General features: G+C 41.5%; 11 protein-coding genes. 1 reads left to right on the top strand and 10 read right to left on the bottom strand.

Annotation, left to right across the window (positions count from 1 at the left end; all coding sequences use genetic code 11):
- Positions 1-35: 35 nt before the first annotated feature.
- Both LC040_10295 and mce read right to left on the bottom strand, forming a co-directional pair.
- On the bottom strand, positions 36-1,583 hold the full coding sequence (locus LC040_10295; protein WLR49701.1) for a carboxyl transferase domain-containing protein: 1,548 nt from the start codon (positions 1,581-1,583) through the stop codon (positions 36-38).
- Between the two features lies 1 nt (position 1,584).
- Complete coding sequence (gene mce, locus LC040_10300; GenBank protein ID WLR49702.1) at positions 1,585-2,001, bottom strand: methylmalonyl-CoA epimerase; 417 nt, start codon at positions 1,999-2,001, stop codon at positions 1,585-1,587.
- Positions 2,002-2,267: 266 nt separating this feature from the next.
- Between mce and LC040_10305 the strand changes: the two genes are divergently transcribed.
- Positions 2,268-2,324, top strand: a complete 57-nt coding sequence (locus tag LC040_10305; GenBank protein ID WLR53258.1) for a hypothetical protein — start codon at positions 2,268-2,270, stop codon at positions 2,322-2,324.
- A gap of 39 nt (positions 2,325-2,363) precedes the next feature.
- Here LC040_10305 and LC040_10310 read toward each other — a convergent pair whose 3' ends face one another.
- The 8 genes from LC040_10310 to LC040_10345 all read right to left on the bottom strand — a co-directional run bounded on the left by LC040_10310 (position 2,364) and on the right by LC040_10345 (position 12,064).
- Positions 2,364-3,317, bottom strand: a complete 954-nt coding sequence (locus LC040_10310; protein ID WLR49703.1) for an aromatic acid exporter family protein — start codon at positions 3,315-3,317, stop codon at positions 2,364-2,366.
- Between the two features lie 69 nt (positions 3,318-3,386).
- Entirely contained in the window at positions 3,387-4,109 is a 723-nt protein-coding gene (locus LC040_10315; GenBank protein WLR49704.1) for an amino acid ABC transporter ATP-binding protein, read from the bottom strand.
- Entirely contained in the window at positions 4,102-4,761 is a 660-nt protein-coding gene (locus LC040_10320; protein ID WLR49705.1) for an amino acid ABC transporter permease, read from the bottom strand. Before LC040_10320 ends, LC040_10315 begins: the two co-directional genes overlap by 8 nt.
- A 112-nt stretch (positions 4,762-4,873) precedes the next feature.
- Positions 4,874-5,680, bottom strand: a complete 807-nt coding sequence (locus LC040_10325) for a transporter substrate-binding domain-containing protein (GenBank protein ID WLR49706.1) — start codon at positions 5,678-5,680, stop codon at positions 4,874-4,876.
- 216 nt (positions 5,681-5,896) lie between these two features.
- On the bottom strand, positions 5,897-6,334 hold the full coding sequence (locus LC040_10330) for a BrxA/BrxB family bacilliredoxin (GenBank protein ID WLR49707.1): 438 nt from the start codon (positions 6,332-6,334) through the stop codon (positions 5,897-5,899).
- A 284-nt stretch (positions 6,335-6,618) separates the two neighbouring features.
- The gene (gene meaB, locus LC040_10335; GenBank protein WLR49708.1) at positions 6,619-7,728 is read right to left on the bottom strand and encodes a methylmalonyl Co-A mutase-associated GTPase MeaB; all 1,110 of its coding nucleotides are present in this window, start codon (positions 7,726-7,728) and stop codon (positions 6,619-6,621) included.
- Positions 7,728-9,923, bottom strand: a complete 2,196-nt coding sequence (gene scpA / locus LC040_10340; protein WLR49709.1) for a methylmalonyl-CoA mutase — start codon at positions 9,921-9,923, stop codon at positions 7,728-7,730. Before scpA ends, meaB begins: the two co-directional genes overlap by 1 nt.
- Entirely contained in the window at positions 9,920-12,064 is a 2,145-nt protein-coding gene (locus tag LC040_10345) for an acyl-CoA mutase large subunit family protein (GenBank protein ID WLR49710.1), read from the bottom strand. The genes scpA and LC040_10345 overlap by 4 nt, the downstream gene beginning before the upstream one ends.
- Positions 12,065-12,248: the final 184 nt, after the last annotated feature.

The following is a 12,248-nucleotide window of genomic DNA, read 5'->3' on the forward strand; positions in this document are numbered from 1 at the left end:
AGTGATACGTAGTCTCGTACACGGAGCGAAATGGTTTATAGCGGGATATTGCCGTGCTTCTTCTTCGGACGTTCCTCTTTCTTGTTACGAAGCATATCAAGCGCTTGAATGATTTTGATACGTGTTTCACGCGGATCAATGACATCATCGACCATCCCCATAGAAGCCGCAACATACGGATTCGCAAACTTTTCACGATATTCTTCAATCTTCTCCGCACGTTTTGCTTCTGGATCTTCACTTTCGTTAATTTCACGAGCAAAGATAATGTTAGCTGCCCCTTGAGGTCCCATTACCGCAATTTCAGCATTTGGCCATGAGTATACAACATCTGCGCCGATCGCCTTACTGTTCAACGCCACATACGCACCGCCATATGCTTTACGAAGGATAATCGTCAGCTTCGGTACAGTCGCTTCAGAATAAGCATACAAAATCTTCGCACCGTGTCGGATAATACCGCCGTGTTCCTGCTTAATCCCTGGGAAGAAGCCTGTTACGTCTTCAAACGTAATAATCGGGATATTAAACGAGTCACAGAAACGAATAAAGCGTGATGCTTTGTCTGAGGAATCAATGTCTAAGCCGCCTGCCATTACTTTCGGCTGGTTACATACTAGACCAATTACTTCACCACGAACACGAGCTAAACCGATTACAACGTTTTTCGCAAAGTCTTTTTGCACTTCCATAAAGGAATCGTTGTCAACAACTTGGTTGATTACTTTACGCACGTCATAAGGACGAATAGCATCAAAAGGGATTGCGTCCGTTAAATCTGGACGGTAATCATCCTCTTCGTTATATTCCATTCTCGGTGGCTGTTCTTCATTACTTTGTGGTAAATAACCTAACAGTCGACGAACATCCTCAAGCACTTCTTGCTCAGACTTACCAGAGAAATGCGCATTCCCGCTTATAGAGTTATGTACTTTCGCTCCGCCTAGATTTTCAGACGATATCTTTTCACCTGTAACCGTTTCAATTACTTTCGGTCCTGTGATAAACATTTGACTTGTTTTTTCAACCATGAATACAAAATCTGTAATAGCTGGTGAGTAAACTGCCCCACCTGCACACGGTCCCATAATAACCGAAATTTGTGGAACTACGCCTGAATAGATTGAGTTACGGTAGAAAATATGACCGTACCCATCTAATGATACCACACCTTCTTGAATACGCGCGCCCCCTGAGTCATTCAAGCCGATCATTGGTGCGCCATTTTTCGCTGCAAGGTCCATTACCTTAGCAATTTTTTGCGCGTGCATTTCTCCAAGCGCCCCACCGAATACTGTAAAGTCTTGCGAGAATACAAAAATTAAACGACCATGCACCTTTCCATATCCTGTGACAACCCCTTCACCAGGACCACTCTTGCCTGCAAGACCAAAGTCTTGGCAACGGTGCTCAATAAATGGGTTTAATTCTACAAATGTACCTTCATCAAGAAGAAGATCGATCCGCTCACGTGCAGTCAATTTTCCTTTTTCATGCTGCTTATCAATACGGTCATCGCCACCGCCAAGCTCAACTTCTCTTCTCTTATCATATAATTCATTAATTTTTTCATAAATATCCATCTTAGTTGTCCCCCTTCGCTGGTTTTTCACACAATTCATAAAGTACACTTCCTGTTGATTTCGGATGCATAAAGGCAATTTTCGCCCCACCTGCACCTGTCTTTGCTTCATCATGAATCATGCGAATACCGTTTTCTTTCATATCTTTGATGCGCTCTTCAATTGAATCAACGCCAAGTGCGATATGATGAATACCTTCTCCCTTTTTCGCTAAAAACTTGGCAATTGGGCTCTCCTCAGAAAGTGGTTCAAGCAATTCAATTTTAGATTCCCCAATTTTTAAGAAAGCTACTTTCACACCTTCTGATTGAACTTCTTCAACACCAAGTAATTCTAATCCAAGGTGCTCGGTATAAAGCGGCAGTGAACGGTCAATCGATTCTACCGCTACGCCGATATGGTCAATTTTCTTCGCCATGTCTATCTTCCCCCCGTGATTGTACAAATTGAACGAGCGTTTGCTCACCACAACTATTAACACATTCGTTATTCTATCGAAAATTCCTGCTATTATCGAAAAATTCCGCACATTTTTTCGATTTATGTCAAATATATGCGAAAAGGCTTTCAAATGCAAATCTTGTTTTCTAGCTTGATGGCGGTTAAAATAGAAAGAGCTATTTTTCGTAAGGAGGAATCTTTCCTATGCGCCGTAAACGAACAATGAGAGTGATGATTTACGTTATGATTGCTTCCATGCTCCTCTCTTCGCTCCTAGCAGGAGTTAGTTTCTTGTTTTAGAAGTCAAAAAAACGGATGCACCGTCTGCATCCGTTTTTTCTATAGATCACTCTTCTTAAAATATCGCTTTAGAATTAAGTATTTCTCCAACTCATTTAAAAAATGAAACAATGAAGCACGAACCTCAAATTCTTGACGAGTAGCCGGCAGCTCCATTTCCCTGAAATCTCCTCTTAGACTCTCAAGCTTATCTAGAAAGTATTGCGCAGTGTTTCCTGGGTGAACGGAATCACTAATTTCTTCAATTAATTCTGCAATTCTTTCAGCATGATCATGCGGGATAGAAAGAGATGAAACAATCCACAGCATCTGCTCAACAACATCCATTTGCTTTTCACGCATTTTAAAATAATGATAATACGTGTCTTCGTTTCGTGTAAAATGATTTTCAACATCTCGGAAAGCAAGGGTTTTAGCCGATTGAATCATTTCGTTTGTTTCCATAATTTCTCGTCCATCCCATAAGTGATCACCATCCCGAAGGTAGAGGGCAATTTCATCAAAGATTCGCTTAAAGTTCTGCTCAACCTTTGTTTGTCTTCGCTGTAGCTCCATTTCCATACTCGGCATATAAAGGTTCATAATGAGTGCAACTCCGATTCCAATCCCAATAATACCAAGTTCATTTAAAATAAAAGCAGTTGTCATCTTTTCTTGAATATAAAAATGTAAAATAATGACGGAGCTTGTCACAACCCCCTTCTTCGCCTTTATGAAAACGAGAGTGGGGATAAATAAGATCAATAACAAACCAATCACAAGCGGATGATAGGCAATCCCTTCAAAGAAGGCAAACGCAAAGGCCATTCCAATAATACAAGCGAGGAATCTTTCCCACGCACTAATTAATGAACGCTTTTGAGTAACTTGAATACACAAAATTGTTAAGATACCTGCCGAAACAAAATTATCAAATCCGAGTATTTGGGCAAGCCAAATGGAAAGAGCTGTTCCGACAGCTGTTTTGACGGTTCGATAACCGATTTTAAACATATTGACTCCTTTTCATCATTAATAAAAATAGAGATGACTATATTCAGCCATCTCCATACTATAAGCAATTTATAAAATCTTTTCAAGAAAGTTTTTTGCACGCTCTGATTTTGGATTTGTGAAGAATTCTTCTGGTTCTGTTTCTTCAACTAACCTGCCATCATCTAGGAATAAAACCCGGTCAGCCACCTCACGAGCAAAGCCCATTTCATGAGTAACAATCGCCATTGTCATCCCTGTTTGCGCTAAATTCTTCATAACATCAAGCACTTCTTTAACCATTTCTGGATCAAGTGCAGAAGTCGGCTCATCAAATAACATCGCTTCTGGAGCCATCGCTAAAGCACGAGCAATTGCCACACGTTGTTTTTGACCGCCTGACAAACGATTCGGATAGACATTCGCTTTTTCAGACAGCCCTACTTTTTCCAGTAAATCAAGAGCTGTCTTTTCTGCTTCCGACTTCGACACTTGCTTCACCTTCATCGGTGCGTACATTAAATTTTCCACGACATTCATATGCGGGAAAAGATGAAAGTGCTGAAAAACCATTCCTAGCCGTTGACGTACATCCATAATACTTGTTTTCGGATTCGTAATCTCATCATTCCCGACCCAGATTTGTCCTTCTGTTGGTTCTTCAAGCAAGTTAATGCAACGAAGAAGTGTTGATTTACCTGAACCAGACGGCCCAATGATTGCGACGACATCGCCGCTGTTTATTTCTGTTGAGATTCCTTTTAATACTTCTAGTTTTCCAAATTTTTTGTGTAGATTTTCTATTTTAATCACTGCGACTCATCCTCCTCTCAAGCGCTTTTCCAAGGAGAGTCAACCCCATGACCATAATCCAGTATATTAACCCTACAAATAACATCGGTTCAAAAAAGGCATATAATTCGCCGCCGACGATGTAAGAACGACGCATAATATCAGCAACACCAATGACCATCACAACCGCTGACTCTTTCGTTAATGTAATAAATTCGTTCATTAATGCAGGCAGAATGTTTTTCAACGCCTGTGGTAAAATAATATCTTTCATCATTGGACTATATGGTACACCTAAAGCCATTGCGGCTTCACGCTGACCACGGTCAATTGCCCCAATACCTGCGCGGATAATCTCTGATACATATGCAGCTGAATTTAAGCCAAAAGCACTAACAGCTGCTATGAAAGCCGGCACTTCAATTCCGATTAACTGTGGCAGCCCATAATAAATGATCATCAACTGCAGGATAAGTGGTGTCCCACGGAAAATGGATGTATAAGCATCTGCTATCCATATAAGTGCCTTAACACGTCCTATTTTAAATAGGGATAGAATCGTTCCGAGAATAAAACCGATCAGTGCACTAACTAAAACAATCTTAACCGTAACCCATATCCCCTCAAGAATGTAGGGGATGGAGGGCACGATTTGTGTGAAATTCAAACCCATGCCCGAACTTCATTCCTCTCTATTATCCAGTGTTGTAATTGTGTTTAAAGTGTAAGAAAGGAGAGCGATGGATGCTCCCCTTTCCGAATGTCATGAATGGATATGCAATCAATTACTGCTTTGGCTGTTCGCCACCGAACCATTTCTTAATCATTTCATCAAGTTCGCCGCTTTCTTTCAGCTCTGTAATTGCTTTGTCGAACTCTTCAACATGCTCGCTTCCTTTCGGGAAAGCAACTGCGCTTCCTGCTTCTTCTGTGTTCGGAAGTACGAATGCTTGAAGGTCTTCATTTTTCTCTAGATATCCTTTTGCCACTGTATCTTCAATAATTGCCGCATCAAAACGACCTGCTTTAATTTCTTGAACAAGCTCTGGGATACGGTTGCGGCTATCGATTGTAATATCAATCGTTTCTTTGATTTCTTCAGCTTTTCCTTCTTGGATTGAACCAAGCTGTACGCCTACTTTTTTGCCTTCTAAATCTTCAAGTTTTTCAATTTTGCTGTCTTTTGAAGAAACAATCATATGATTTGCTTCATAATAAACTTGTGAAAAATCAACATTTTCTTTACGTTCTTCAGTCGGTGTCATACCTGCTAAAACAAAATCAACTTTATTTGATTGCAGGGCAGGAATAAGGCCGTTAAAATCAATGTCTTTAATTTCCATTTCATAACCTAACTTTTCAGTAATCGCTTTTGCAAGGTCAACGTCAAAACCGATAATTTCATCGCTTTTCGCTGTTTCAACATATTCGAATGGCGGATAGTCAGCAGATGTCCCCATTACCAACACTTTTTTATCTGTGTCAGCTGATTGCTCACCTGAAGTTTGTCCATCTTCACTTCCACCTGTGCCACAAGCAGCCAATACACCTGCCATTACGACAAAAGTAAAAATCATAAAAAACTTTTTCATTATCATTTTTCCCCCTTAAATTCTTAAAACTAATATTTATTTGATTAAATTAATATTTATACGATAGTTGTTATTTTACCATGTTCCTAAGCGCTGACAAGTACTTTTTTAAAGTTGCACAATAATGATTATTCATTATTTTCAAATATTTTTCAAGGAATTTTCACATTTAAATCGACAAAAAAATAAAGACCGCTGTTATGGCGGTCTTCAATCTTATATTTCCTCACAATATTTATCAAATGCTGCTTGAAGCTTTTGAATAACTTGCATTGGGTCAAACCCTTCAATATCATGACGTTCTATCATCGTTTGAATTTTGCCGTCTTTTAATAACGCAAAAGATGGGGAAGATGGCGGATAGCCTTCAAAATATTCTCGTGCACGTGCAGTTGCTTCCTTATCCTGTCCAGCAAAAACCGTTACAAGCTGATCTGGACGCTTATCATAATGGATAGCATGAGCAGCTGCCGGGCGTGCAATGCCACCTGCACAACCACATACAGAGTTAATCAATACAAGTGTTGTACCTTTTTTATTTAATGCAGCATCGACCTCTTCAGCCGTGCGCAGTGATGTATAACCAGCATCTTCCGCCTCTAGACGTGCTTGGTCAACGATTTGATTCATATCCATAAACATATTAAAATCCATAATCTCACTCCTTTAAATTCCTTAATCGTATCGTATCAACAAATGTCCTGTTAATCAATTAAACTTATCTGTAACATGCTTACCTTTTCAATCAACTAAAAATAATTTTAAAAAAAAATATAAAAAAAGGTTTAGTTTTATTGATACGTGGAATACTTATATTAAATCTAGGCCCCATACCCCTAGACTCCCTAGATTAGAAGGTGAGTTCCCCCCATCACTCACCTTCTTTCTTTTTTTTATGCTTAAATGCAAAAGCCGCCTCCAAATGGAAGCGGCTTATTTTATTTGTTGTACTCTAAGAAGAGCTCCCGTACAGCTTGCGTAACAGGCTGTTTTCCTTCTACAACGTTTTGCTCAAGGAGTGGCATTTTTTCTTTTACAATTGGATGATTGAAGAAATTTGTTTCTAGCTGTTCTTTAATCATCGCGTAAATCCATTCCTTCGTCTGTGCTTTACGTCGCTTTTCAAACACACCTGATTGTTTTGTTGTTGCTTCAAAGTCACGCATCTGCTCCCAAATCTTATCAACATTTACATTATGCAGAGCAGAACATGTAAGTGCCTTCGTTTCCCAGCCTTCTGTTGCTGGACGAAGGTAGTGAACAATTTGGTTGTACTCCTGCCGAGCAGCTTCTGCCGCCTGCTTGTTATGCCCATCTGCTTTATTTACGACTAACAGGTCTGCAAGCTCCATGACCCCTTTTTTCATTCCTTGCAAGTCATCTCCTGCGCCTGTTAATACAAGAAGGGTAAACATATCAACCATCGAACGCACTGCTACTTCACTTTGGCCAACACCAATCGTTTCAACGATAATGACATCATAGCCTGCCGCTTCACAGAGAAGCATCGTTTCCCGCGTTTTCCGTGTTACACCACCAAGTGTACCAGCTGAAGGGGATGGACGAATAAAAGCTCGCGGATTACGTGAAAGAGTCTCCATCCGCGTCTTATCTCCGAGAATACTACCACCTGTAATACTGCTGGACGGGTCTACAGCAAGGACAGCAACCTTATGGCCTTGTTCGCACAGATAACTTCCCATCGCTTCGATAAAAGTACTTTTCCCCGCACCAGGCACCCCTGTAATACCGAGGCGTAATGAATTTCCCGTATACGGCAACAACTCATTGAGCAGCCGCTGCGATGCATCAATATGCTTTGCGGCATTGCTTTCAATTAATGTAATGGCCTTTGCTAGAACTGTCCGATCATTGTTTCGAACACCATCTACATAATCTTGCAATGTCCGCTTTTTACGGTTTGAAGACTGACGGAAAGAAGCGGAGGTATTATCTCCGCTTTGTACACCATTCATCACCCTAGTTGTGTATGCCTTAGAAGCATCTTTTGGCACCCATTCAGGGCGGTTTTCATTTTCATTTGCCATTAAATCACATCCTCAACCTCTTCTAAACGGCGGTTGATTTCTTCAACAACTTTCTGAGCAGCAACTGGAATCACGGTACCTGGACCAAAGATCGCTGCAGCTCCATTTTCTTTTAGATATTCATAATCTTGCGCTGGGATAACACCGCCGATAACGACAACGATATCTTCACGACCAAGCTTCTTCAGTTCCTCTACAAGCTGTGGTAGAAGTGTTTTGTGACCTGCAGCAAGCGAGCTCATGCCAATTGCATGAACATCATTTTCAACCGCTTGTAATGCTGCTTCTTCAGGAGTTTGGAATAGCGGGCCAACGTCAACATCAAACCCTAAATCCGCAAACGCTGTTGCAATAACTTTTGCACCACGGTCATGTCCATCTTGACCCATTTTAGCTACCATAATACGTGGTCTGCGTCCTTCGTTTTCAAGGAACTCATCTGTCATCTTCTTAACAGTGTCAATTTCGTCAGCATTTGAAAATTCTGTGCTGTAGACGCCGCTAATTGAACGGATAACGGCTTTATGTCGTCCGCTCACCACTTCAATCGCATCTGAAATTTCACCAAGTGTAGCGCGTGCACGTGCAGCCTCTACAGATAATGCAAGCAAGTTACCCTCGCCTGTTTCTGCGGCTTTTGTAAGAGCAGCTAATGCTTCACGAACCTTCGCATCATCACGGTTTTCACGCAATTCTTTCAAGCGCTCAAGCTGCTGCTGACGTACAGCTGTATTATCAACTTCAAGGATATCAAGTGGATCCTCTTTATCTAAGCGATATTTATTCATTCCAATAATTGATTCTTTTCCTGAATCAATATGCGCTTGGCGACGAGCAGCTGCTTCTTCAATACGCATTTTCGGTACGCCTGTTTCAATTGCTTTCGCCATTCCACCAAGGTTTTCAATTTCGGAAATATGCTCCCATGCGCGTTCCACAAGCTTTGTTGTTAAATATTCAACATAGTATGAACCAGCCCACGGGTCAACAACATTTGTAATACCTGTTTCATCTTGAAGGTGAAGCTGCGTATTACGAGCAATTCGTGCAGAGAAATCTGTCGGAAGTGCAATCGCTTCATCAAGTGCATTCGTATGAAGGGATTGTGTATGGCCAAGTGCTGCAGCCATCGCTTCAATACATGTACGTGCGACGTTATTGAATGGGTCCTGCTCTGTTAAGCTCCATCCAGACGTTTGCGAGTGCGTACGCAATGCCATCGACTTTGTATTCTTCGGTTCAAACTCTTTCATCATCTTCGCCCAAATCAAACGACCTGCACGCATTTTCGCTACTTCCATAAAGTAGTTCATACCGATCGCCCAGAAGAATGATAGACGCGGTGCAAACTTATCGACGTCAATACCTGCTTGAAGGCCTGTACGGACATACTCAAGACCGTCTGCAAGTGTATAAGCAAGCTCAATATCAGCCGGTGCCCCTGCTTCTTGAAGGTGATAACCGGAAATACTGATACTATTAAAGCGTGGCATATTCTGAGATGTATATTCAAAGATATCTGCAATAATTTTCATCGACATTTCAGGCGGATAAATGTACGTGTTCCGTACCATATACTCTTTTAAAATATCATTTTGAATCGTTCCTGAAAGCTGTTCAGGCTTCACACCTTGCTCTTCTGCTGTCACGATATAAAACGCCATAACAGGAAGAACAGCACCATTCATCGTCATTGACACGGACATTTGGTCAAGCGGGATACCGTCAAATAAAATTTTCATATCAGCAATGGAATCAATTGCAACGCCCGCTTTACCTACATCTCCGACAACACGCGGGTGGTCGGAGTCATAGCCGCGGTGTGTTGCAAGGTCAAATGCAACAGACAACCCTTTCTGACCAGCTGCCAAGTTACGGCGGTAAAACGCATTACTCTCTTCAGCTGTAGAGAAACCTGCATACTGACGAACAGTCCAAGGGCGTGTCACATACATTGTCGGATATGGTCCGCGCAAATATGGCGGAATACCAGACATATAGTCAATGTGCTTGTAATCTTTAATGTCTTCATTTGTATAAACTGGTTTAACGAAGATTTGCTCATTTGTACGGAAAACCATTTCATCAAAAGAGCCATCAATCTCACTTTCTACTTTTTGCTTCCATTCATCAACATTTCCATCGGATTTCTTCGGTTCAAACGACATGTTTGTAAAATCAGGCATTCTGCTCATGCGATAACCCCCTTCTCTTGCTGCAAGCGCAGAAGTACGTCATAACAATTTGATTTCAAATGAACAAACTCTTCAATACCCGCTTCCTTGCATGCTTGTGCTAATTCGCCTTGTGGATTTCCTGCAAGATAAAGCTTCGTGTCAGCCTGCTGTGCTTTCAGCTTGCTTGCTACTTCAACTGCTAGTTCTTCATAAGTGTCATCAGAACCACAGATAATCACAGCTTCTGCCCCAGATTGAGTTGCTGCTGTTGCTGCTTCTTCTGCTGTATTGAAGCCATTATTCGTAATCGCTTCAAATCCACCTGCTGCAAAGAAGCCTGCCGCAAAGTCAGCACGTGCTTTATGTTTTGGAATCGGGCCAAGATTTGCAAGGAACACTTGCGGGTAACGTCCATTTTCAGCTTTAAAGCTTGCTGCAGCGTTACGCAATGCTTCAAACGGCTCTGCTGCGCGATGAACATGGAGCGGCTTCACTTCAACAGCTTCAGTTCCTTCTTTCAGCGCATTCATTACCATTCCGACAGTTACCCCTTCACTTGCTGCGTCCATCACCTTTTCAAATGATTCAAAGCCAATCGTGACACCGCTTGCAGCTTCTACATACCCCTTAACTACTGCTACACGATCTGCCACAGTTGTTTCTTGTTCAGCTGTCGTGTTTAGTGGTTTCTCATCAAGGTTCGGATACATATTTGTGCCGACAATACGTGCTTTACGTGACTCGACATCTTGACGTTTCTGTTGTGCTGTTTGTGCAATATTCTCTTGGACAAACCCATTTTGAAGTGCTTTGTACATACCGCCTTCTTGCTCTACTTTCGTAAAGAGCTCCCACGTCTTTTCAGCAATCTTATCTGTGAGTGTCTCTACATACCAAGAACCACCTGCAGGGTCCACAACTTTATTTAAGTGTGACTCTTCTTGCAGAATAACTTGTGTATTACGTGCAATACGACGTGAAAAATTATCTGGCTTGCGTAACGGTTCGTCAAATGGAGAAACATGCATACTGTTAACCCCGCCGACAGCTCCTGCAAATGCTTCTGTTGTCGTACGCAGCATATTCACGTATGGATCACATTTTGTTTTCGTAAATGTTGACGTACGGCCATGAATATACATTTTTTGTGCTTCTTCACTGCCACCAAATGCTTCGATAATTTTTGCCCACACCATTTTCGCTGCACGAAGCTTTCCAATCTCCATAAAGACATTGGAACCGATTGCAAAAGAGAAGTACATTTGTTTTGCCGCTTGGTCAATATCTAACCCATGCTTAAGTAAACCACGAATCACATCCACACCTGCAGCAATTGCAAAGCTAAGCTCTTGTACGGCTGAAGCCCCTGCTTGCGCATATGGTTCACCTTGAACAGCTACTGTACGAATCTTTTTGGCATTTTTGTCAGCCCACACTGCTGCTTGTGCTTGCAAATCGAGCGCTCGTTCAAAGCTAATCGGTGCTTTTCCGGTTTCAGCTACTAACCCTAAATAGTCAAAGCCACCAAATACTTCTAGCTCCTCAAACGGTACCCCTTCATTTTTCGCGTAGGAAAGAAGTGAGGCTAAGATAAACGGTGTACTGTAACCACCCTGTAAATACATTGGAACACCTTGAAGCTCAACATCTTTAAGTGCAGTCTTCCAATCTTCTACATTCGAAAAAGACATACCGTTAAAGCCAAGGTCTGCTCCATTCGCTTCGCTTGCATCTAAACCTTGTTTAACAGCTTCATCAAATGGTACATTCACCATTGTTTGACCACGTTGAAGGTCGTGCAAAAGCCGCTCATTAAACAGCTCTGGTGTTTCTGCATAGATTTCTTGTCCAATTTTCCATGGGGAAGCTACATAGCCAAGATGACTTGCACCACGGACGTAGTTTCCTTCTCCAGGGAATTCTTTCAAATGAGGAATCCCTTCAACATCCGACTTTCGGTAAATCGGCTTTAATTGAATTCCCTCATATGTATTCGTATTAAGCTTTTCTAACGGTTTGCCTTTTAATGATTTCTCTGCTGTTTCCTTCCACTCTTCATCACTTGGAACAGGGAAACCACTGAATAGACTTAGGTCTACTGTTTGTTTTTCTTCAGCCATTTTGTCCGAGTCTGCGCTTGGTGCACAAACTCGTTCCACCCCTTTCTCTGTCGAAATATACCCACACTCGTTTTTGTTTTAAAAATTTTCAAACATCTTCTCACTTTATAGTATTACAAAATACGCGATGTAGCAATATCGTTTAACCGATGCGATTTCCTCAGTTGAAATTCCACAAGATCTTGTAAGGTCTTTACATCAATATAACTGGAATGAAAGAAGC

The organism is Bacillus tianshenii (assembly GCA_020524525.2).
Classification (GTDB): Bacteria; Bacillota; Bacilli; order Bacillales; family Bacillaceae_N; genus Bacillus_AV.

Excerpts from the sequence above, each read along its gene's own strand:
- LC040_10295 (WLR49701.1), bottom strand. The coding sequence starts at position 1,583 with ATGGATATTTATGAAAAAATTAATGAATTATATGATAAGAGAAGAGAA.
- mce (WLR49702.1), bottom strand. The coding sequence starts at position 2,001 with ATGGCGAAGAAAATTGACCATATCGGCGTAGCGGTAGAATCGATTGAC.
- LC040_10310 (WLR49703.1), bottom strand. The coding sequence starts at position 3,317 with ATGTTTAAAATCGGTTATCGAACCGTCAAAACAGCTGTCGGAACAGCT.
- LC040_10320 (WLR49705.1), bottom strand. The coding sequence starts at position 4,761 with ATGGGTTTGAATTTCACACAAATCGTGCCCTCCATCCCCTACATTCTT.
- LC040_10325 (WLR49706.1), bottom strand. The coding sequence starts at position 5,680 with ATGAAAAAGTTTTTTATGATTTTTACTTTTGTCGTAATGGCAGGTGTA.
- LC040_10330 (WLR49707.1), bottom strand. The coding sequence starts at position 6,334 with ATGGATTTTAATATGTTTATGGATATGAATCAAATCGTTGACCAAGCA.
- meaB (WLR49708.1), bottom strand. The coding sequence starts at position 7,728 with ATGGCAAATGAAAATGAAAACCGCCCTGAATGGGTGCCAAAAGATGCT.
- scpA (WLR49709.1), bottom strand. The coding sequence starts at position 9,923 with ATGAGCAGAATGCCTGATTTTACAAACATGTCGTTTGAACCGAAGAAA.